Origin of the sequence: Aeromonas sp. SER (assembly GCF_038739615.1) — a bacterium.
GTDB classification, from domain to species: Bacteria; Pseudomonadota; Gammaproteobacteria; order Enterobacterales; family Aeromonadaceae; genus Aeromonas; species Aeromonas jandaei.
Window position 1 is genome coordinate 1 of the sequence record NZ_JBCGFC010000016.1, and the last position, 21862, is coordinate 21862.

At 61.5% G+C, this 21862-nt stretch carries 18 protein-coding genes and 2 tRNA genes; 10 read left to right on the forward strand and 10 right to left on the reverse strand.

Features of this window, described 5'->3' with window-relative positions; translation table 11 throughout:
• Positions 1-43 precede the first annotated feature (43 nt).
• Positions 44-119: transfer RNA gene (locus AAHA41_RS19240), tRNA-Lys, on the forward strand.
• Positions 120-136: 17 nt separating this feature from the next.
• Positions 137-212, forward strand: a tRNA-Val gene (locus AAHA41_RS19245).
• A 264-nt stretch (positions 213-476) separates the two neighbouring features.
• Here AAHA41_RS19245 and AAHA41_RS19250 read toward each other — a convergent pair.
• On the reverse strand, positions 477-1790 hold the full coding sequence (locus tag AAHA41_RS19250) for a sodium-dependent transporter (RefSeq protein WP_323070801.1): 1314 nt from the start codon (positions 1788-1790) through the stop codon (positions 477-479).
• Positions 1791-2206: 416 nt separating this feature from the next.
• On the opposite strand from AAHA41_RS19250, the gene AAHA41_RS19255 reads away from it, so the two are divergent.
• Positions 2207-2926, forward strand: a complete 720-nt coding sequence (locus AAHA41_RS19255; RefSeq protein ID WP_323070802.1) for a transporter substrate-binding domain-containing protein — start codon at positions 2207-2209, stop codon at positions 2924-2926.
• Positions 2927-2929: 3 nt separating this feature from the next.
• Here the strand turns inward: AAHA41_RS19255 and AAHA41_RS19260 are convergent, their stop codons facing one another.
• Together AAHA41_RS19260 and AAHA41_RS19265 are read right to left on the reverse strand one after the other, a co-directional pair.
• Complete coding sequence (locus AAHA41_RS19260) at positions 2930-4243, reverse strand: sodium-dependent transporter (protein ID WP_219271720.1); 1314 nt, start codon at positions 4241-4243, stop codon at positions 2930-2932.
• 211 nt (positions 4244-4454) lie between these two features.
• Positions 4455-5294 carry a 2OG-Fe(II) oxygenase family protein gene (locus AAHA41_RS19265; RefSeq protein WP_323070803.1) on the reverse strand — a complete coding sequence of 280 codons (840 nt, stop codon included), beginning with the start codon at positions 5292-5294 and terminating at the stop codon, positions 4455-4457.
• Between the two features lie 207 nt (positions 5295-5501).
• Here AAHA41_RS19265 and AAHA41_RS19270 point away from each other — a divergent pair, with 207 nt between their 5' ends.
• Positions 5502-6065 carry a DUF2799 domain-containing protein gene (locus AAHA41_RS19270; RefSeq protein WP_033113966.1) on the forward strand — a complete coding sequence of 188 codons (564 nt, stop codon included), beginning with the start codon at positions 5502-5504 and terminating at the stop codon, positions 6063-6065.
• A gap of 51 nt (positions 6066-6116) precedes the next feature.
• On the opposite strand, the gene AAHA41_RS19275 is transcribed toward AAHA41_RS19270, so the two are convergent.
• The gene (locus AAHA41_RS19275; protein ID WP_156853589.1) at positions 6117-6935 is read right to left on the reverse strand and encodes a Cof-type HAD-IIB family hydrolase; all 819 of its coding nucleotides are present in this window, start codon (positions 6933-6935) and stop codon (positions 6117-6119) included.
• A gap of 109 nt (positions 6936-7044) precedes the next feature.
• The gene (locus tag AAHA41_RS19280; RefSeq protein ID WP_323070804.1) at positions 7045-8274 is read right to left on the reverse strand and encodes an MFS transporter; all 1230 of its coding nucleotides are present in this window, start codon (positions 8272-8274) and stop codon (positions 7045-7047) included.
• A 106-nt stretch (positions 8275-8380) separates the two neighbouring features.
• Here AAHA41_RS19280 and AAHA41_RS19285 point away from each other — a divergent pair, with 106 nt between their 5' ends.
• Both AAHA41_RS19285 and AAHA41_RS19290 read left to right on the forward strand, forming a co-directional pair.
• Positions 8381-9004 carry a metalloregulator ArsR/SmtB family transcription factor gene (locus AAHA41_RS19285; protein WP_323070805.1) on the forward strand — a complete coding sequence of 208 codons (624 nt, stop codon included), beginning with the start codon at positions 8381-8383 and terminating at the stop codon, positions 9002-9004.
• A 318-nt stretch (positions 9005-9322) separates the two neighbouring features.
• On the forward strand, positions 9323-9799 hold the full coding sequence (locus AAHA41_RS19290) for an Lrp/AsnC family transcriptional regulator (protein WP_005304871.1): 477 nt from the start codon (positions 9323-9325) through the stop codon (positions 9797-9799).
• Positions 9800-9862: 63 nt separating this feature from the next.
• On the opposite strand, the gene AAHA41_RS19295 is transcribed toward AAHA41_RS19290, so the two are convergent.
• Positions 9863-10180 (reverse strand): hypothetical protein, encoded by a 318-nt coding sequence (locus AAHA41_RS19295; RefSeq protein ID WP_041210257.1) that lies wholly within the window; start codon positions 10178-10180, stop codon positions 9863-9865.
• A 305-nt stretch (positions 10181-10485) separates the two neighbouring features.
• On the opposite strand from AAHA41_RS19295, the gene AAHA41_RS19300 reads away from it, so the two are divergent.
• Entirely contained in the window at positions 10486-10941 is a 456-nt protein-coding gene (locus tag AAHA41_RS19300; RefSeq protein ID WP_323070806.1) for an NUDIX hydrolase, read from the forward strand.
• A gap of 72 nt (positions 10942-11013) precedes the next feature.
• Positions 11014-12162: a chromate efflux transporter gene (chrA, locus tag AAHA41_RS19305; protein WP_323070807.1), complete on the forward strand. Its 1149-nt coding sequence runs from the start codon at positions 11014-11016 to the stop codon at positions 12160-12162.
• A gap of 315 nt (positions 12163-12477) precedes the next feature.
• Here chrA and msrB read toward each other — a convergent pair whose 3' ends face one another.
• The 4 genes from msrB to malQ all read right to left on the reverse strand — a co-directional run bounded on the left by msrB (position 12478) and on the right by malQ (position 19538).
• The gene (msrB, locus tag AAHA41_RS19310; RefSeq protein WP_033113220.1) at positions 12478-12864 is read right to left on the reverse strand and encodes a peptide-methionine (R)-S-oxide reductase MsrB; all 387 of its coding nucleotides are present in this window, start codon (positions 12862-12864) and stop codon (positions 12478-12480) included.
• 68 nt (positions 12865-12932) lie between these two features.
• On the reverse strand, positions 12933-15089 hold the full coding sequence (gene glgX, locus AAHA41_RS19315) for a glycogen debranching protein GlgX (RefSeq protein WP_201961567.1): 2157 nt from the start codon (positions 15087-15089) through the stop codon (positions 12933-12935).
• Complete coding sequence (gene glgB / locus AAHA41_RS19320; RefSeq protein WP_203131963.1) at positions 15089-17266, reverse strand: 1,4-alpha-glucan branching protein GlgB; 2178 nt, start codon at positions 17264-17266, stop codon at positions 15089-15091. The genes glgX and glgB overlap by 1 nt, the downstream gene beginning before the upstream one ends.
• 82 nt (positions 17267-17348) lie before the next feature.
• Positions 17349-19538: a 4-alpha-glucanotransferase gene (gene malQ, locus AAHA41_RS19325; protein ID WP_182926217.1), complete on the reverse strand. Its 2190-nt coding sequence runs from the start codon at positions 19536-19538 to the stop codon at positions 17349-17351.
• Between the two features lie 347 nt (positions 19539-19885).
• On the opposite strand from malQ, the gene gap reads away from it, so the two are divergent.
• Both gap and AAHA41_RS19335 read left to right on the forward strand, forming a co-directional pair.
• On the forward strand, positions 19886-20881 hold the full coding sequence (gene gap, locus AAHA41_RS19330) for a type I glyceraldehyde-3-phosphate dehydrogenase (protein WP_033113224.1): 996 nt from the start codon (positions 19886-19888) through the stop codon (positions 20879-20881).
• An 85-nt stretch (positions 20882-20966) separates the two neighbouring features.
• Entirely contained in the window at positions 20967-21833 is an 867-nt protein-coding gene (locus AAHA41_RS19335) for a D-hexose-6-phosphate mutarotase (protein WP_201930536.1), read from the forward strand.
• Positions 21834-21862: the final 29 nt, after the last annotated feature.

Sequence of the window (21862 nt, forward strand, 5' to 3'; positions counted from 1 at the left end):
GATCCCAGTAACGACCACCAGTTTGTAAAAAAATGATTTAGATGGGTCGTTAGCTCAGTCGGTAGAGCAGTTGACTTTTAATCAATTGGTCGCTGGTTCGAATCCAGCACGACCCACCATCATTTCAAGAATCCCAGGTCGTTTAGCTCAGCTGGGAGAGCACCTCCCTTACAAGGAGGGGGTCACTGGTTCGATCCCAGTAACGACCACCATATTCGCAAGCGAGGCTGAGATATCAGCTGCGGTTGCAGAAAAAATCCCCACTCAGATGGGGATTTTTTCTGCCTGAAATTCAGTGATCAGCATTTTCTATTGCTCGATCTCTTAACCTGTCCCGTCTTATCCAAGCGCCCTTTTCCACTCCCGCTCTGGGTCTGCTGATGCCTGCTCATCTTATTGCTGCACCTGACTGCTGCCTCTGGATAGCGGCAAGAAAAAGGGCAGGCCAGAGCCTGCCCTCATCGCGATGATCGACGTTACATGATCCCGCGGATCAGGATCCCGCTGATCAGCAGAGGCGCCACCACGCGCCAGCACCAGAGCAGCGCAAGGCGCAAGGCGGGTGACAGGCTTGCAGGCAGAATGGCATCACCCAGTCGCCAGCCCAGCAGCAGGGTCAGTACCAGGCCAAACAGCGGCATCATCAGGTTGGAGGTGAGGTAGTCGAGCAGCTCGAAGATGGTCTTGCCAAACAGGGTCAGATCGCTCCAGGGGCCGAACGACAGGCTGACCGGAATGCCGGAAGCCATGATGAGCAGGGTCAATACCCGGCAGGCGCCACGACGCGACCAACCCCACTCCTCGGTGGTGAAGCGCACCAGATGCTCCAGCATGGAGATGGAGGAGGAGAGAGCGGCAACCAGCAGCAGCAGGAAGAAGACGACGCCGAGCCCCTGACCGAACGGCAGATGGCTGAAGACGGCGGGCATGGTCATAAAAGTGAGCCCGGGCCCGGCAGTGGGGTCGATGCCGGTGGAGGCCAGCGCCGGGAAGATCATCAGCCCCGCCAGTACCGAGATCAGGCTGGCCAGGGTAACGACCCAGACGCCGGAGCGCACTACGCCGTCGCTATTGGGCAGGTAGGCGCCATAGGTGGTATGTACCCCGAGCCCGATGGAGAGGGAGAAGAAGGCCAGCCCCAGCGCATCCAGCACGCTCTGGCCGGTCAGCATGGAGAAGTCCGGCAGCAGCAGCCGGCGCACACCCGCCATGGAGCCGGGCATGGAGAGGCCAACCCCCACCAGCAGCAACATCATGATGAACAGCGCCGGCATCATCCAGCGCAGCGCCCGCTCCACCCCTTTCTGAATGCCACCCTGCACGAACCACCAGGTTAGCCCGGCAAAGATCAGATGGGTCAGCACCGGCCACCAGGGGTTGCTGACATAGCCGTTGAACAGGGCGGTGAGGGCGCTTCCTTCGCTCAGGTTGAGCTTGCCAGCCATCGCCAGCGCGGCGTAACCCACGGTCCAGCCGCCCACCACGCTGTAGAAGCTGTAGATAAAGAAGCCGCATGCGATCCCCATATACCCCATCCAGCGCCAGTTCGGCCCCACCAGCTTGCGGAAGGCGCCGAGCACCCCGCGCTGGCTATGGCTGCCGAGCAGGGTTTCGCCGACCTGTACCGCCACACCCAGGGTGAAGCTGAACAGCAGAAACACCAGCAGGAAGGCGCCACCGCCATTGGTGGCGGTCACATAGGGAAACTTCCAGATGGCACCAAGGCCAATCGCTGTACCTGCTGCGGCCAACACATGACCAAGACGGGAAGACCACTGAACCTGGCTCATACAACCTCCGGGTAACACGTCATCGAAGCAATACTCCTCTGTAGCAATAAACGACAGACAACAAAAAGGCCGCCCGAGGCGACCTTTGCAATGAACATTCAGAAAACTGTGCGTGCAAGGTCACCTCTCTTGCGAGATAAAAAATCGACCAAACAGCACGAGGATGGCAGACATGGGTGACAGCCTGAATAGTGAATGAGGGAACAGCCTAAACCATGGAAAGAAAAATTGACACATAAAATAAAATTTTTTTGATGGCGATGGGCTGTCTTCATGGTTCACCGCAGAGGCGGGGCTGGCATGCCCTATCTTTTATCCCCTTTCACCCGTTACTGGGCGATAATCCAGCTAGCTTCTTGTGGAACTTGCGGTCATCAGCTGGCCCGGCAGGTGCCAAACATGAGACAGGATGTCGTATGAGATGGATGGTTTTGCCCTGGCTGTTGTTGAGTCTGAGCTTGTCGACTCAGCCGGGATTAACGCTGCTAAGTCATGATCTGCCCCCCTTTACCGAGTCCCGCGACGGCAAGCTCGACGGTCTGGCCATTCGACTGGTGCAGCAGGTTCAGCATGAGCTGGGTAGTGACTATCCCGTCCGGCTCTATCCGCTCAAGCGCGCGCTGGCGTTGACTCAGGTCGAGCCGGGTTACGCGCTCTTTGTGGTGCAGCGGATCCCGGAGCGGGAGGCGCAGTTCAAATGGGTGGGCCCGCTTTTTATCAACCGGGTCTTTATCTATCAGGCGCCGGGCAGTCCTCGGCCACTGACCGAACTGGCCCAGCTGCGTCAACTGCCGAGAGTCGGGGTGGTGCTTGGCAATGCGGATGATGTGCGGCTGACCCACGAGGGCTACACCAATCTGGTGCGCTACAAGACGGTGACAGAGGCCATCGAGCGGTTGATGCTGGGCAAGATAGATGCCTTGCCGATGGCGGAGAGAGTCATGGATGCCACCCTCGACAAGATGGGGTTATCCCGTCACAGCGTGGCCAGCAGTGGCGTGCTGCTCCATGAGGCTGGCCTCTACATCGCCTTCTCCAGAGCCACTGACGATGGTGAGATAGTCCGTTGGCAACGAGCCCTGGACAAGGTGAGAGCCATAGAGGGGCGGGCCGGTGAGCCCACCCATCATCATTGATCCTCAGATAAGACCGCGAACCAGGATCCCGCCGATCAGCAAGGGTGCAATCCAGCGCCAGCAGTTCATCAGCAGGTGATGCCAGTGGGCAGAGAGCCCTTGCGGCAGCGCCCTACGCCCCAGTTTCCAGCCCAGCAGCAGCGTCAGCATCAGGCCGAACAGCGGCATCATCAGGTTGGAGGTGATGAAGTCGAGCAGCTCGAAGATAGTTTTGCCAAACAGGGTGACATGTTGCAGCGGGCCAAACGACAGGCTGACCGGAATACCGCACACCATGACGAACAGGGTGATGGCGCTGCAGGCGTTGCGACGCGACCAGCCCCAGGTTTCGCACAGGAAGCACTGCAGGTGCTCCAGCAGCGAAATGGCGGAGGAGAGCGCGGCAAAGACCAGCAGGGAGAAGAAGATCACCGCCAGACCCTGACCGAAGGGCAACAGCTGGAATACCGCCGGCATGGTCATGAAGGTGAGGCCCGGGCCCGCAGCAGGGTCGATACCGGTCGATGCCAGCACCGGGAAGATCATCAAGCCTGCCAGTACCGCCACCATGCTGGCCAGCAGCACCACCCAGAGGCTGGAGCGACCAACCCCTTCACTGGAGGGCAGGTAGGCGCCGTAGGTGGTATGAATGCCCAGACCGATGGAGAGGGAGAAGAAGGCCAGTCCCATGGCGTCGAGCACGCCGGACATCCCCAGCTTGCTGAAGTCGGGCATCAGGAAGTGGCGTACCCCCGCCATGGCGTTGGGCAGGGTGAGGCCAAAGGCGACCAGCATCAGGATCATCACGAACAGGGCCGGCATCATCCAGCGCAGGGTGCGTTCCACCCCTTTCTGGATCCCGCCCTGCACCACCATCCAAGTGAGGGCGGCAAACAGCAGATGAGTGAGAATGGGCCAGACGTCGCCGCTGACATAGTCATTGAAGCGGGCGGTGAGGGCCGCCGCATCCCCATGATTGAGCTGGCCGGCAGCTGCCATGCCGGTATAACCCAGGGTCCAGCCGCCCACCACACTGTAGAAGCAGAAGATCAGCAGGGTGCTCAGCACCCCCATGACGCCGACCCAGCTCCAGCGCTTGCCGAGCAGCTCGCCAAACGCACCCGCAACGCCGCGACGGCTCATGCTGCCAAGCAGGGTCTCGCCCATCAGCACCGCAACCCCCAGGGTGAAGCTGAACAGCAGAAAGACCAGCAAAAAGGCACCACCGCCGTTGACGGCAGTGACGTAGGGAAACTTCCAGATTGCGCCGATACCGACGGCGGAGCCGGCGGCAGCGAGAATATAGCCGAGGCGGGAGGACCATTGGGACTGCATCATTTGAACTCCAATCGAGGGCCCATGGCTGGGCCAGAATGGCGCTCATATTACGGAAAGGGGTCCGCAATCACTACGCAGCTTGCCAGCCTTAAATACGATTTATTGGCACGATTGCCTAATAAAATTCGCTTATTTGCGCGATTGTGCCAACAAATAAAAACCGGAGCATTTTTGCTCCGGTTTTGGATTGATGCCAGACTGGCAGGGCTGGTCAGATGACGCCCAGCTCGCGCAGCCGCTCCATCAGGTAGCTGTGGGCGGTATGACGCTCTGAGAGCACCACCTCGGGCCGCGGATGGAGGAACAGTGGCAGGGAGATGCGTGACTTGCTGGCGCTGCCGCCGGTCGGGTTGATGACGCGGTGGGTGGTGGAGGGGTAGTAGCCGCGGGAGGCCTCCTGCAGCATGTCACCGATGTTGATGATGAGGGTGCCAAAGTCGCACGGCACATCCATCCACTCGCCGTCGGAACCCTTCACCTGCAGACCGGGCTCGTTGGCGGCGGGGAGAATGGTGAGCAGGTTGATATCCTCGTGGGCGGCGGCGCGGATGGCACCCGGCTCCTCGGTGCCGTTGAACGGCGGATAGTGCAGCACCCGCAGCAGAGTCTTCTGGCTATCGTCGATCATCGAGGAGAGGGGGCAGCTGTAGTTGGCGGCGATATCGGCCGGGGTATGCTGCTCAACCCAGCCCAGCAGCTCGGCGGCCAGACCGTTGGCCAGACGATAGTACTCCATCGCCTGCTCTTTCAGCTCTGCCGGCATCTGGCCCCAGGGGTAGATGTGGAAGTACTCCTTGATGTCTTTCTGGCTATGGCCCTTGGCCACCTCGGACACCGATGGCGGGAAGTAGCCATCCTGGGTTTCGCGGTTGAACAGAAAATCCTGTTTCTGCTCGCTCATGAAGAAGCGATACCAGTTGTCGTAGATGGATTGCACCAGCTCTTTCGGGATGGGGTGGTTGGTCAACACACCAAAGCCGGTGGTACGCAGGGATTCGGTGAAGCGTTGGGCCGCATCGGGTGAGCGGTAATCGACGGTCAGGACTTGCATTGTTTTTGTTGCGCGCCAGTTAAAAGATGGCGCAGTTTACCCTGCAAGCCGTAACAAGGAAAGCAACGCAGCCTCCAGTGGCCGTCCCCTGCCTGATAGTGATAAAAACATCAGATAAAAGAGGCGGATAGTGGCGAGAGTGGCTCCCTTGTCCTGCCTGCCCATCCTCACTAGAATGCCAGCCACTGTCTTTTCCGGAGTCTGTCCATGTCCTCGAAGATCCTGTTGCTCACCCTGCCACTGCTGCTGGCCGGATGCAGCTCCCTGTCGGAAGATGAGTGCCGCACCATGAGCTGGTACAACCTTGGCTATCAGGATGGTGAGCAGGGCAAGACCCGCAATCAGGCGCGGGACTACGTCTCCACCTGCGGCGAGTATGGCCTCAAGGTGGACGAGGCGGAGTGGAAACGGGGTTACGACAAGGGGCTGGAGCTCTACTGCATTCCCGAGCTGGCCTACAGCAAGGGCAAGGAGGGGCAGGAGTATCGCGGTGTCTGTCCCAATGACGCCAGCTTCCTCAAGCAGTACCAGCGCGGCTATGAAGAGTACAAGCTGGCGACCCGGCTGCGGGAGATCAGCGACGAGCTGGAGCGCACCGAGCGGGATATCGACGATCTCGAGCGCAGCATCCGCAACGAGACCAACAGCGAGCAGCGCGACTACTACCGCGCCAAGCGCAATCGCGCCATTCGCCACTATGAATCCCTGCGCCGTGAATATGACCGGCTGCGCTATCCGGATCGGGTGATCCAGTTCTCCTTCGGCAACTAAGCCATCTCTTGTGGCCAGCCATTGCGGCTGGCCATCTTGCATCCTGTCCGCTCAGGGCAGAACCCAGCGCTGCAGCGCCAGCGCGATGCCATCCTCGTTGTGATCGGCGGTGACCTGGTCGGCATGGTGCTGGATCTGCGGCGCCGCATTGCCCATCGCTACCGCCAGCCCCACCTGCTCGAACATGCTGATGTCGTTGTTGTTGTCACCAAACGCCACCACCTGCTCCATCGCAATGCCCTCGCTGGCGGCCCACTGGGCCAGCCGGTTGCCCTTGCTGCAGCCGGGCTGTACCAGCTCCACCGCGTAGGGGGCAGCCCAGTCGCGGGTGAAGGGGATGAGGTCGCGCTCTTCGTCCATAAAGCGGTGCAGGCGTGCCGGATCCTGATTGAACAGCTCCAGCTTCCAGACCGGGTTGTCGAGCCAGCCTGCCAGCTCCTCGACCGGATGGATGGCGATCTTGAGGTGGTCCGGCTGATTGGCCGACCAGTGGCGGATGCGGGTGACATGCTCCTCGCAGCCGATGTAGCCGATCCCCTCGCTCAGGTGGAACAGGGCGCCCATCTGCTGCGCCTCGACTTGTGCCAGCAGGGCGTTGAGCGGCGCGCTTGCCAGCGGATCGCCAGTCAGAATGCGGTCTGTCGTCGGGTCGTAGAGGCAAGCGCCGTTGCTGCAGATGATGGGAGTATCGAGCGCCAGCTCGTGGTGAAAGGGGCGCGCCGTCATGAAGTGGCGCCCGGTGACCAGCAGCACCTTGATGCCGTGGGCGCGGGCCTGCGCCAGTGCCGCCCGGGTGGCCGACGAGATCTTGTGATCCCGGGTTAGCAGGGTGCCATCCATATCGAGGGCGATGGCCTTGTACTCACTCATAACTCCTCCAGCATCGAACAAACCAGCAAGAGCCTTACCGTCCCAGACCCGGCGCCCCGATGCAAGTCTTGCCGCATGGCGGAGCGCCGAACTGTGATCTTTTGCCGGCTCAGGCGCAGCTGGCCAACTGCTGGCGGCGGTCGGCACGCTGGCGCAGCAGATAGAAACCGGCGGCGCTGGCAAGGGCGCAGAGGGTGGCGAGGTAGAAGGGCCACTCGCTCCCTGCCAGCAGTACCAGACTACCGAGCACGACCGCCAGGATCTCGCTGCCCACCGCGAGGGCGCGGTAGAGCCCCATCGCCTGTCCCTGCTGCTCGGCATGGCTGCGGTTGGAGACCGCCACCGAGGTGGCCAGCTCCCCCAGACTCATGCCGATGCCGGCCGGAATGAAGGTGAGCGCCAGTCCCCACCAGTGGCTCGGCAGGATAAAGAGCAGCATGCCGGTCGCCATCACCAGATGGCCGACGATGCCGAGAGAGCTGCCGCGCCAGTGGCGGGCGATGCGGGAGCCGAGCCAGGAGCCCGCCATCATCGGCAGGCTCACCAGCACCGCCGCCTGCGCCAGCTGGGCCGGATCCCAGGCCAGCCGCTCCACCAGCCAGATATTGAAGTAGGTGAAGTAGAGCTGCACCGCGCCATAGCTGACCAGAGTGAGGGCGAAGTAGGGGAGCAGGGCCGGTTGCAGCAACAGCTGGCGGCTGGAGAGGGTCGGTGCCTGCCGGGCGGCTGCCACCGGCGGGCGATGGGGCACCAGCCAGAGCACCAGCAGCAGGTTGAGCAGGGTCATCGCGACGGCCAGCCAAGCCGCCAGACTGTAATCCCCCGAGATCACCGCGGCGTAGCCCCCGATCACCGGCCCCACCACCCAGCCCAGATTCATGCCGATATTGATCCAGGCGAAGCTGCGCGCCTTGTGCTCCTTGCCGGCGAGATCCGCCGCCATCGCCTGCACGATGGCGATGTTGCCGTTGCACAGCCCCTCCACCACCCGGCTGAGCAGCAGCAGGGGGAGGGAGCGCCAGGCGATGCCAAGCGCCATCAGGGCATAGCCGGTCAGCACGCCAGCCAGCGAGAGCAGCAGCAGTGGCTTGCGGCCGTAGCGGTCGGAGAGCCGCCCGAGCCAGGGGCTGCCCACCAGCTGGAACAGGGGATAGAGCCCCATGATGACCCCCAGCCACACCTTGCGGCTCCAGTCGGAGGCTTCCGGTGTCAGCATCCCCTGTGCCGGATCCAGCAGCAAGGGGGCCAATACCGGGGAGGGGAGGCTGAAGCCGGCGACCGCCAGCGTGACCGTCATCACCAGCACCCAGAGAGGGTTTTTGGGCTGTTGTTTCGTCATGTTGCACCCATTAAGTAAAGTAATTGGTTTATTTATGCTGGGTGATAATCGGCATTAAGTAAAGTGAATTGTTGATTTAATAGAGGGGGCTCCCCATAATGGGGTCATGAACGCAAGCACCGACAAGATCCTGTTTCTGCTCAAGAGCCATGGCCCGCAGAGCGCCGCCGCGCTGGGGGAGCAGTTGCAGATGACCTCCATGGGCGCCCGCCAGCACCTGCTCGCACTGGAGCAGGAGGGGTGGGTCACATTCAGCGACGAGGCGCGCGGACGCGGTCGTCCCGTGCGGCTGTGGCAGCTCACCGAGCAGGCCTGGCAGCGCTTCCCCGATACCCATAGCGACCTGACCGTGCAGCTGATCGACAATGTGCGCGAGCTGTTTGGCGAGGAGGGGATGGAGCGGCTGATCCTGCAGCGGGAGCAGCAGATGCTGGCGCGTTATCAGCAGACGCTGGGCAGCATGGGGTTGTCCGGTCGGCTGGAGGCGCTCAGGGAGCTGCGCAGCCGCGAAGGCTACATGGCGGAGATCCGCCGTGAGGAGGATGGCAGCTGGCTGCTGTGGGAGAGTCACTGCCCCATCTGTACAGCGGCGCGCAGCTGCCGCGGTTTTTGTCGCAGCGAGCTGGCGCTGTTTCGCCAGCTGCTGGCACCGGCGACGGTGGAGCGGGAGCAGTATCTGCTGGATGGCGCGCACCGCTGCCTCTATCGCATCACGCCGACCGCGCTCTGATGGTGCCGTTGGCAACCCTCCAAAAACAACAAAGCAGGCGCCGGGATGCCTGCTTTGTTGCCTTCGGGGGAGTGGATGCTCTCGTTCCAGCCCGTCGTTGCCCGATAAGGTGAGACGGCTGATGGGGCTCTTGACCCGGTAAGGTCCTTCGCCACAGAGACCCGGTCAGGTATCTGTCTTGCCACCGGAAGATGTAACCATAGTATCCCTCCCGTGCCAGTGAGTGGTTGCAAAGTAGCCACTTATTTCGGTTGTTTTTGCAATAGTTCACCCTTAACCTAGGAAAAGTGGATTAGTCATTGCAACGAGGAAGGGGTAATGCTGAAACTGGATCGCATAGACAGACACATTCTGGAGCTGATGCAGGAGAATGGCCGCATCAGCAATCTCGAACTGGCCGAGCTGGTGGGGCTCTCGCCGTCACCCTGCTCCCGTCGGGTCAAGGCGCTGGAGGATGCCGGTCTCATCGACACCCACGTCACCCTGCTCAATGCCCGCCAGCTTGGTCTCACCCTCACCGCCTACATTCATATCTCCATGGACCGCCACACGCCGGAGCGGTTCGAAAACTTCGACCGTGCCATCAGCGAGCTGCCCGAAGTGCTCGAGTGTGACCTCATCACCGGCAACGATGCCGACTACCAGCTCAAGGTAGTGGTGCGCGACATGGAGCACTACCAGCACTTCCTGCTGGACAAGCTGACTCATATTCCGGGGGTGACCGGGGTGCGCTCCAGCTTCGTGCTGCGCCGCATCAAGCACAAGACGGCGCTGCCGCTCAACCACCTCGGCTAACGGCGGGGCGACCAAAAGCAAAAGAGGAGGCCAATGCCTCCTCTTTGTTTAACCGGTTGCCGGTCAGACGGCCACTTCGCGGACCTGCTCCACCTGCAGCAGCCAGCCGCTCTGATCCTGTTGCGGTGCCCCGCTCACCCGCAGCCGTTCCCCTGCGGGCACCCAAGCCCCGTCGGGCAGGGAGACCTGCAGACTCTCGCTGCCGTTGTCGAATAGCCAGCGATTTTCGCCAAGCGATTCAATCAGATAACCTTCCATCTCCACTCTGGATCCGGTTTGCCAGGATGGCGCAACGGAATCACGGCTCTCGATGAAATCCCCCTGAACACCAAAACTGGCTAGCCCCCACAGAATGGAGAGCCCGACCAATGATGACTCCATCTTGTCTCTCCTCTTTTGGAACTGTGGGGCCAGTATGGGAAGAGAAAACTGAGCGCTCTATGAACAAAACCGCAAAGTGGAACCGGGATCGCTAAAAAATCGATATCCGGTACCACTTTCGTCATTTTATGGCGCAGAGATCACACTCTCTGGCGGCTTGCTCCGTGGTGGCGGTCGTTACTGGCGTATCTCTCTGCGGGCCGTTTTTGCGGTTGATGGCGTGCAGCGCCTCCGGCAGGCTTGTCCTGCCCGTTTATCCGGCCTAAGGTAGGCCGTTTTCATTGCGCCATCGAGGAGGCTTGCTCATGTCCACCCCCTATCCCCGCGTCGGTGTCGGCGTCATCCTGACCAACCGCGACGGGTTGGTGCTGCTTGGCAAGCGCAAGGGGAGCCACGCCCCCTACTGGTCCATCCCGGGCGGTCATCTCGAATTGGGTGAGAGCTTCGAATCGGCGGCGATCCGCGAAGTGGCCGAGGAGACGGGGCTGGCGATCAGCGCGCCCGAGGTGGTGGCGGTGACCAACAATCTGGAGACTTGGCGCGAGAGCGGCCTGCACTATATCTCGGTGACCCTGCACGCCCGGGTCGAGGGCGAGCCGCAGTTGCTGGAGCCGGAGAAGTGCGAGGGGTGGGTCTGGTGCGATCCGCGCGCGCTGCCCGAGCCCCACTTCGATGCCAGCCGCCAGTCGATCGCCTGCTGGCTGGCGGGACGCTGCTATCTGCCGGGTGATGTGGCCATGGTGTCGGCCGGATCAGCCTGATTGTCATAAAAAGATCATCGCGCTGTCATATTATCTCCCCTCCATCGGCGTGAAAGGGACGGGAGCAGCAGCGTGGGCGAGGTCTTTTGGCGGTTTTTGTGGCTGGGATGCGTCAGTTTTGGCGGCCCGGCCGCCCATATCGGGTATTTCCAGCGCACCTTTGTCCAGCGCCTGGGCTGGCTGGAGCAGGGCGAATTTGCCCGCCTGCTGGCGCTCTGCCAGCTGCTGCCGGGGCCAGTCTCCAGTCAGCTTGGCTTTGCCATCGGCCGCCACCGTGCCGGTTTTGGCGGGGCGCTGGCCGCCTTTGTCGGCTTCACCCTTCCCTCTTTTATCCTGCTGCTGGCGGCTGCCCTCGGGGTAGCGCTGGTGGGCAGCAACCTCTGGCTGGCGAGCGCCCAGCACGGCCTCAAGCTGCTGGCGCTGATCGTGGTGGCCGATGCCGTGCTCGCCATGAGTCGCCAGTTCTGCAGCAACCGCTTGGCTCAGGGGATCATGGTGGCGACCGCCGCCGCGCTCTGGTGGCAGCCCGGCCTGCTGACCCAGCTGGGGATGCTGGCGCTCGCCGCGCTGCTCTCGGCCCGCTTCCAGCGCGGGGAGGGGAGACAAGGGGCCGCCGAGTCACAAGCTGCCACCACCAGCCAACCAAACTGGCTGCTTCTGCTGCTCTTTGCCGCCCTCTTTGTTGGCCTGCCGCTGCTCGGTGGCCCCCTCGGCCAGCTGGTGGCCGACTTCTATCGGGCGGGCGCGCTGGTCTTTGGCGGTGGCCACGTGGTGCTGCCGCTGCTGGCCGAGAGCGTGGGCCACACCCTCAGCGAGCAGCAGTTCCTGACCGGCTACAGTCTGGCCCAGCTGGTGCCGGGCCCCATGTTTACCCTTGCCACCTACCTTGGCGCCCAGCTGTTGCCCGGGATGCCGCTGCTCGGGGCCCTGTCGGCGACGCTGGCGCTCTTTGCGCCCGGCTTTCTGCTGCTCTGGGCGGTGGGCCCCTGTTGGCAGCAGTGGCTGGCGCGGCCCCGTCTGGCGGGGGCCGTCGCCGGCATCAATGCGGCCGTGGTGGGGCTCTTGCTGGCCGCGCTCTACCAGCCGGTGTGGCAGAGCGCCGTGCTGGCACCCACCGATCTGGCGCTGGCCGTTATCGGCTTTTATCTGCTGCGGGTGGTGAAGCTGCCGGTGCCGGCCATCGCAGGGTTGCTGGTGATGGCGGCCCTGTTGCAGGCGTGACAGGGATGTTCCCTGCTGCGTTGTCAGGGGATGCCGCTTGGCGTTTTGCTGTTAATCGCTCATAGCGGATCGGGCGCTGGTCTGTGGCGGCTGCCGACATGCTGCGAAAGGCGAGGGAGGCTATGACTGGCTTGGTATAAGGCAAAATTGGGTCATGCAGCCAAAATCCATAAATTAAATTTATAGTGTCGGCTTGGCGGTACGGCAGGCTCCGGGGGCGGGGATCGCCGCTGAAAGAGAGCCCCTCCGATCCTGTCAGGCAGATAAAAAAACGGCGCCTCCATAGGGAGGCGCCGTTTTTTATTTTGGTCGGGCTCAGGCGTCCGGCTCGAAGTCGAGGCTCAGGCTGTTGACGCAGTAGCGCTGGCCGGTATCGGTCGGCCCGTCGGGGAAGACGTGCCCGAGGTGGGAGCCGCACTGGCTGCAGGTGATCTCCACCCGCTTCATGCCGTGGCTGTTGTCCTCGGTGTAGGTCACGGTTCCCTCGATGGCGCGGTCGAACGAGGGCCAGCCGCAGCCGGAGTCAAACTTCGCATCCGAGTGGAACAGCACGCTCTTGCAGCAGACGCAGAGGTAGTCGCCACTCTTGCGATTGTGGAGCAGGGCGCCGCTGTAGGGGCGCTCGGTGCCCTTCTCCCAGCAGACATGAAACTGCTCGGCGCTCAGCTTGCTGCGCCACTGTTCCGGGTTGTTACTGCTCATACCGACTCCTTGCCATCAATAACGGAGCCCAGCATAGCGGCTCCGTAAAGCTGACTCCAGCATGCCTGTTATGGTTTGCCCGGATCTGTGATCGGGGTTTCAGCCATATCCGCACTGGATGCCGGCAGCAGCGCCTGCTCCGGCGGCTGGGCATCCTCAGCCGTACAGGCCAGTGCCACCCGCTCCAGCAGCTTGAGGGAGTGGGCGCGGCCGACCGCCACCTGCCGTTTGATGTCGTCGGGCAGGAACGGCAACCCGTCGTTGGTGGCGGTGTCGATGGTCTGGATCCACTCCAGCCCTTCCCCCGGCGGTGGCAGGCGGAACTGGATATCGTAGTCGCTGGCGTTGAACAGCACGTACCAGCGCTCGCCAACGCAGTTGATCATGCCGATATCCATGGCAAACGCCTGCCCCATGGGGGCGTGCCAATCCTGATCGGTGAGCTGGTGGCCATCCGGGTGATACCAGTTGACCTGATGGCAGCTGGTGGCGGTGCCGTGCCAGCTGTCATCGCTCAGTTGCAGGTTGGAGAAGACGGTGGACTCCGCCCGCAGCGCCATCATCTGCTGGGTGAAGGCGAACAGCCGCTCATCCTCCGGGCGCCACTGCCAGTTGACCCAGCTGATCTGGTTGTCCTGACAGTAGGCGTTGTTGTTGCCAAGCTGGCTGCGCCCCATCTCGTCGCCGGCGAGGAAGTGCGGGGTGCCCTGGGAGAGCAGCAGGGTGGCGATCAGGTTGCGCTTCTGCTGCTGGCGCAGGTTGTTGATGCGCGGATCCAGGGTCGGCCCCTCGACGCCGTGGTTGCTGGAGAGGTTGTTGCCGTGGCCGTCGCGGTTATCCTCGCCGTTGGCCTGATTGTGGCGCTGGTTGTAGGAGACCAGATCCTCCAGGGTGAAGCCATCGTGATAGCAGAGGTAGTTGACGCTGGTGTGGGGCGAGCGCCAGTTCTTCGGGAAGAGATCCCGCGAGCCGACCAGCCGGGTGGCAAAGTCACCCATCTTGCCCGCATCGCCGCGCCAGAAGGAGCGCACCGTGTCGCGGTAGCGGTCGTTGATCTCCAGCCACTGGCTCGGGAACTGGCCGAGGCGATAGCCGAAGGGGCCGATATCCCAGGGTTCGGCGATGAGCTTGACCTGTGACAGCACGGGGTCGGCCATCACCGCCTTGAAGAAGGCGCCCATGGGGTCGAACTCGCCCGCTTCGCGGGCCAGCGTCACCGCCAGATCGAAGCGGAAGCCATCCACCTGCATCTCGGTCACCCAGTAGCGCAGGGCATCGAGCACCAGTCGCAGGGTGTTGGGGTGATCCAGATTGACGCTGTTGCCACAGCCGGTGACGTTGGCGTGACGGGTGTAATCGGGGCCGTGGGAGCCCGCCTCGAAGGCGTAGTAACCGGCGTTGTCAAAGCCCTTGAAGGAGAGCATGGGGCCGTCGAAGCCCGACTCGGCGGTGTGGTTGTAGACCACATCCAGAATCACCTCGAGCCCGGCCCGGTGCAGCTCGCGCACCATGGTCTTGAACTCGGTCACGGCATCGTCTTGTCTGGTGCCGTAACGGGGCTCGGGGGCGAAGAAAGCGATGGGGTTGTAGCCCCAGTAGTTGGTCAGTCCCAGCTCTTCCAGCCGGGGCTCCGACATGAAGGCGGCCACCGGCATCAGTTGTAGCGAGGTGATGCCGAGGGACTTCATGTGTTCGATCATCAGCGGGTGGCTGATGCCAAGATAGGTGCCCTGCAGCTCCTTGGGGATCCCCGGGTGCTGGCGGGTAAAGCCCTTGACGTGGGCCTCGTAGAGAATGGTGCGCGAGTGGCAGATGGCCGGTTTTCCTACCCCCTGCCAGTCAAAGGCGTCATCCACCACCAGCGACTTGGCGATCATGGCGGCGCTGTCACCCTGATAGAGGGCGTTGTCCCAGTAGGTGGGGCGGCTCACCGCCCGGGCATAAGGGTCGATCAGCAGCTTTTGCGGGTCAAACAGCATCCCCTCCTGGGGGATGCCATAGACCCGGTAGCCGTAGCGCTGGCCGGCTTGCACGCCGCTGACATAGCCAAAGCGATACTGGCCGCGGCGGCCGGGCAGCTCGAGGCGCGCCAGCTCCTGCTCCTGTTCGTCGAACAGACAGAGTTCCACCTTGTCCGACTGGGGAGCCCAGACGCAGAAGTTGCAACCGTTCTCGTCAAGACGGGCCCCCAGCGGGTAGCCCGACCCTTTTTCCATTACCAGCATCAGGACTCCTGTTTGATGAACAAGGTCGCCAGTGGCGGCAGATCCAGCACTATGCTGTGTGCCATCCCCTGCCAGGGGGTCGGCTCGGCCGCGAAGACCAGACCCACATCATAGTTGCTGCCCCAGTAATACTCGCTGTCGGTATTGAGCACCACCCGATAGTGGCCCGCCGCCGGTACGCCAATCCGGTATTCGATGCGCGGCACCGGCGTGAAGTTGCACGCCACCATGATGGCCTGCTTGCCCTCTTTGTCGGCCCGCAGCCAGGCAAAGATGCTGTTGTCGGCATCGTTGTGATCCAGCCAGCGGAAGCCGTTCTGCTCATAGTCCGCCTGATACAAGGCAGGCTCATGACGGTAGAGGTGGTTGAGGTCGTGGATCAACCGCTGCTGGCCGCCGTGTTTGGGATATTGCAGCAGGTGCCAGGGCAGCTGGGCATCGTGGTTCCACTCGTTGCTCTGGGCGATTTCGGTGCCCATGAAGTTGAGCTTCTTGCCCGGGTGGCCGTACATGAAGCCCATGTAGGCGCGCAGGTTGGCGGCCTGCTGCCACTCGTCGCCAGGCATCTTGTAGAGCATGGAGTGTTTGCCGTGCACCACCTCGTCGTGAGAGAGCGACAGGATGAAGTTCTCGTCATAGTGGTAAACCATGGAGAAAGTCATGTCGTTGTGGTGATAGCGACGGTGGATCGGCTCTTTCTGCATGTAGGTGAGGGTGTCGTGCATCCAGCCCATATTCCACTTGAAGCCAAAACCCAAGCCCCCCAGGAAGGTGGGACGGGAGACCCCAGCAAAGGCGGTGGACTCCTCGGCGATGGTCATGGCGTGGGGGTACTTGCGATAGACCTCCTCGTTGGTCCACTTGAGCAGGCTGATCGCCTCGTAGTTGTGGTTGCCGCCATCGACGTTCGGTACCCACTCGCCGGCGTTGCGCGAATAGTCCAGATAGAGCATGGAGGCGACAGCATCGACCCGCAGACCATCGATATGGAACTTGTCGAGCCAGAACAGGGCGCTGGCTACGAGGAACTGACGCACGGTATTGCGGCCGAAGTCGTAGATGTAGGAGTTCCAGTCCGGGTGCCAACCACGGCGCGGATCTTCGTATTCGTAGAGCGGGGTGCCGTCGAAGCGGGCCAGCCCGTGGGCATCGGACGGGAAGTGGGCGGGTACCCAGTCCAGAATGATGCCGATCCCGGCCTGGTGGCACTGATCGACGAAGTATTTGAAATCATCCGCGGTGCCGTAGCGGCTGGTGGGGGAGAACATACCCACCGGCTGGTAGCCCCAGGAGCCGCTGAAGGGGTGCTCGGAGACCGGCAGCAGCTCGATATGGGTGTACTCCATCTCCTTGATGTAGGCGACCAGCTCCACCGCCAGCTCGCGCCAGCTCAGGCTGTCGCCGTTGGGGTGACGCTTCCAGGAGCCGACGTGCAGCTCATAGATGGAGAGCGGCTGCTCGCGCTTGTCGTTGAGCTGGCTCTCGCGCCAGGCGGCATCCTGCCACTGGTACTGGTCGTGGTCATAGACCACGGAGGCGAACGAGGGATACTGCTCGCAGTAGAAGCCGACCGGGTCGCTCTTGTGCGGCAGCCGGTTGCCCATGGGATCTTTAAGTTCGAACTTGTAGCGATCCCCGGCCTTGATGCCCGGCACGAACAGCACCCAGTGGCCGCACTGGCTGCGCTCCATCGGGTGGCGACGGCCATCCCAGAAGTTGAAATCGCCGATCAGGCTCACCGAGGTGGCGCTCGGCGCATAGACCGCAAAACGGACCCCTTCCACCTGCTGACCGAGATGCTCCACGGTGCGCAGCTGGGCGCCAAGGGTGTGGTAGAGGTTTTCCGGCTGGGCGGTCAGTTCGGCAAGACCCGACCAGGCGGCATCCTGAAACTGGTAGGGATCGATGACTTCGGCAGTCGCTTCTGCGTAACTGACGAGCAACTGGTAGGGGAAGGCGTTCTTGCGGCGGGTGAAAACAGTTTCAAAAAGACCCGATTCATCGGTGGGCGCCAGGGTGGCAACAACTTTGCCCGACTTGAGATCCTTGACGCGAACTTCAACGGCATCAGGCAACCAGGCAGTCAGTTTGAGGCCGGGCCCATCCGGATTGGCCTGCAGGCCTAAGTGTGAGAAGGGATCGGAACAGCGGGCAGCAACCAAACGTTCAACGAGCATCGAGATTTCCTTTCATGACAGAGCGTCCGCTCCGGCCAGGGCCGGAGCGGATTTAGGTGAGTCGGCTGTAGCGGACAACCGCTCAACGACTGGCCTCATCACGGGCGCGGCTCATCTTGCCGGCCAGTGCCTTGAGTGCCTCATTGGCAAAAATATCTTCCAGGTCGGTGGAGAGCTTGCGGCGCCAGTTGGGGTATTCGTAACTGGTGCCCGGTACGTTGACCGGCTTGTCCATCTCCAGCCAGTCTTCCAGCTGGGTGCTGAACAGGGCGCAGCTGCCACGGGACATGTGGATCTGCAGACCGTGGTTGAGTTCGGTATTCATACCGACCCAGTTCACGTCATGGCTGATGCTCTCGGGGATGACACCGTGGCCATGCAGGCTGTCGAGGATCCGCTGTTTGGCCTGGTGGCGATCAGCATACAGACTCTTCAGCACATCTTCATCTGGATACAAACCCAGTTGGCGGCCCAGCGCCAGATCATCGCAGTGCCAGAAGCCCTTGAGAGTCGGCATGTCGTGAGTGGTCAGGGCAGACATCGCCTGCTCGGCATAGTGGGCCGGGGAGATGAAGCCGCCATCGGCCTTGGAGCGCTCGAAGAAGAACACCTTGTAGGAGTGGACGCCGTTCTCCTTCAGGGTCACGTCGATCCCCTCCGGCACGGTACCCAGATCTTCGCCGATCAGCAGGCACTGGTTGCGGTGGGATTCGAGGGCCAGGATGCCCAGCAGATCGTTGACCGGATAGTAGATGTAGGCGCCCTTGGCGGCAGACTCTCCGGGTGGGACCCACCAGAGGCGCAGCAGCGCCATCACGTGGTCGATGCGCAGTGCGCCGCAGGAGCGCATGTTGGCACGGAACAGATCCACCATCGGCTGGTAGGCCGCTTCGAACAGCCTGTTCGGGTTCATCGGGGGCAGACCCCAGTTCTGACCAAGCGGGCCGAGGATATCGGGCGGCGCACCGACCGAGGCTTTCGGGCAGTAGAGATCCTGGTTGGCCCAGATCTCGGTGGAGCCTTCGGAGACGCCCACCGCCAGATCGCGGTAGATCCCCATCACCATGCCGGCAGCCTTGGCACGGGCATCGGCTTGCGCCAGCTGCTCGTCGGCCAGGAATTGCAGGTAGAGGTAGAAGTTCACATCCTGCTGGTGTTCGGCCATCCACTTGGCAACGGCGGGATTGTGGTAGTTGCGGAACTGCTCCGGCCATACCGGCCAGCCCCAGGCATTCTCGCCCTTGCCATAGAAATAGGCTTGCAGGGCATCGAACGCGGCCTGCTGTTGCAGGCTGTCGCCACCGGCGGCGACGAAGGCATCGAAGGCGGCCTGACGCTCAGCGCTCAGGGTGGCGTCGTCGAATACCTGACGCAGCATGCCGATCTTGGTCTCGATGACGCCGGTGTAATCGACGTTCTCTTTGGCGCGCAGATCGGCCAGATGCTGCTGGAAGGCGGGACTCGCCACGTCAGCTTTCAGGCGCGCATTGCTCTGGAATTCGGGCACCGCTTCCACATTGATGTAGGCCACGTTGAGCCAGCGACGGGAAGAGGGGCTGTAGGGACTGGCGCTCTCCGGGTTGGCCGGATAGAGGGCGTGGATGGGGTTGAGACCGACGAAGTGGGCACCCCAGTCGGCCGCTTTCTCGACCAGCTGGCCGAGATCGCTGAAATCGCCGATACCCCAGTTGTGGCGGCTGCGCAGGCAGTAGAGCTGCACGCTCGGGCCCCACACCTTGCGACCATTGGCGATAGGTGCCTGCTTGTAGCACGCCTTGGGTGCAACGATGAGGCGCATGGTGGCCAGCGGCTCGTCGTTGCCCTCTTCCAGCAGTACCAGCTCGTGATAACCCAGTTCAGGGGCCATCTCCAGTGTCACGCGGTAGGCCTGGCACTCCATCTCTTCAAATTCGGCCACGCCAACCAGCTCGCCCTCGATGGGGGTGAACTGGCCGGAGAGCTCGCCGCCCTGTTCCAGCTTGAGCTGCCAGGTGAGGGCGTCATTGACGAATTCGATGGGGAGACGGACTTCGAGCGTGACGGCGTCACCGGTGCGAACCACCATGACGGGATCCAGCGCTCGCAGCCAGTGCTGGCGATGTTCCTCTTCCAGCTGCTGCATCAGGGCTGCTTCGTCATCGACGCGATAACCCATGGCGCCCAGCATGGCGGCCTTGCTCTCTTCGGATACCTGAGCCGGCTGGCCCCAGGCATCGACATACTCGCTGGCAATGCCTTTTGCGGCAGCCAGCTGTTCAATCAGGGTGGTCATAGTTTGAGAATTCCCGCTGTGGATTCTATCTATACTATTTTGTTTGATTTTTATGGGGTGGTACTTGAACAGTGGCTCTATGGGCCATGCTAAACCGCGCACATTTTTACATATCCATCATCACGGTTGTGTGACGTGGCAGGCACTATTGTCGATCTCCGGGCGATGCAACAACTGACCTCTTTTTCGACAAAACGTGGTAATCAGTTACATAAACAGAAAATAAATTTCACAGTTTTTCATGATATAGCGCAATTTCAGACAGAATGTTGGTTGACTCACCAGAGAGTTCTAGTAAATTTACAAGCGGAATTTTCTTTGACTACTGAACAGTTAGGTAACTAAATATGACTATCAAAGTAGGTATTAACGGTTTTGGCCGTATCGGTCGTTTCGTATTCCGTCTGGCTTGCGAGCGTTCTGACATCGAAGTTGTTGGTATCAACGACCTGATCGATGTTGACTACATGGCTTACATGCTGAAGTACGACTCTACCCACGGTCGTTTCAAGGGTACCGTTGAAGTTAAAGACGGCAACCTGGTTGTAAACGGCAAAACCGTACGTGTTACCGCTGAGCGTGACCCGGCCAACCTGCGTTGGAACGAAATCGGTGTTGACGTTGTTGCTGAAGCTACCGGTCTGTTCCTGACCGACGAGACTGCTCGCAAGCACATCGCTGCCGGTGCCAAGAAAGTTGTTCTGACTGGCCCGTCCAAAGACGCGACCCCGATGTTCGTAATGGGCGTTAACCACGCTACCTATGCTGGCCAGGACATCGTTTCCAACGCTTCCTGCACCACCAACTGCCTGGCTCCGATCGCCAAAGTACTGAACGACACCTTCGGTATCGAATCCGGTCTGATGACTACCGTTCACGCTACCACTGCTACCCAGAAGACCGTTGATGGTCCGTCTGCCAAAGACTGGCGCGGTGGCCGTGGCGCGGCTCAGAACATCATCCCGTCCTCTACCGGTGCTGCCAAGGCTGTTGGCGTAGTTATCCCGGAACTGAAAGGCCTGCTGACCGGTATGGCTTTCCGTGTTCCGACTCCGGACGTGTCTGTTGTTGACCTGACCGTTAACCTGAAGAAAGCTGCCACCTACGCAGAAATCTGCGAAGCGATGAAAGCTGCTTCCGAAGGCTCCATGAAGGGCGTTCTGGGCTACACCGAAGACGAAGTTGTATCTACCGACTTCCTGGGTGAGCGTCAGACCTCCGTATTCGACGCCAAAGCTGGTATCCAGCTGACCGACAAGTTCGTTAAAGTTGTATCCTGGTACGACAACGAAATGGGCTACTCCAGCAAAGTTCTGGACCTGATCGCTCACATCACCAAGTAATTTGGGATGCGCAATCGCGTAGCTTGAAAAAGGCGGCCATGGGCCGCCTTTTTGTTTTCCGGTTTCCCTGATGACAGGAGTCCTCATGCAATCCATTCGTCCCCTGACAGCCAGCTGCCAGCTCGCCAACAATGCAGCCGGCCTGCCCGTTCTCACCGTCAACAACGACTATGCCAAGGCCGAGATCAGCCTGTTCGGTGGTCATGTGCTCACCTATCAGCGCCATGGTGAGCCAGCCTCCATCTGGTTGAGCGACAAGGCGGTGCTGGATGGCAGCAAGCCGATCCGTGGCGGTATTCCGCTTTGCTGGCCCTGGTTTGGTCCGGCGCCGGCCCGTGTCGGTAGCGGCAAGCCTTCCCACGGTTTTGCCCGCACCACCCTCTGGATGCTGGACGGGGTCTCCGACCATGCCGACGGCACGCTCGTCCATCTCTCTCTGCGCGACAGCGACGCCACCCGTGCCCTGTGGGATCACGCCTTCGAACTGGAGCTGGATGTGCTGGTTGGCAAGGAGCTTTCGCTGGTGCTGACCACTCGCAATACCGGCAGCCAGCCGCTGGTCTATAGCGGGGCGCTGCACACCTATTTGCAGATCAGCGCACCGGAGGCGGTGAGCGTCACCGGCCTTGGCGAGCCCTATGCCGACAAGCTGACCGGTCTGAATGGCCAGCAGCAGGGGGCGTTGACCCTGAACGGGCCGCTGGATCGGGTCTACTGGCAGCCTGAGGCGCTGGTGAGTGTGCAAGATGGCGAGCGCGAGATCCGGGTGGTAAGTGGCAACCATGACAGCACAGTGGTCTGGACCCCCTGGCTGGAAGGGGCTACCGCCATGGCTGACATGAGCGATGACGGCTATCGCACCATGCTCTGCGTCGAAGCTGCCATTGCCGGGGATGCGGGGGTGACCGTCGCACCGGATGAGGAGCACAGCTTCTCTACCGTGATCATCTGAGCAGGATGAGGTTCAGCTAAATAAAGAGG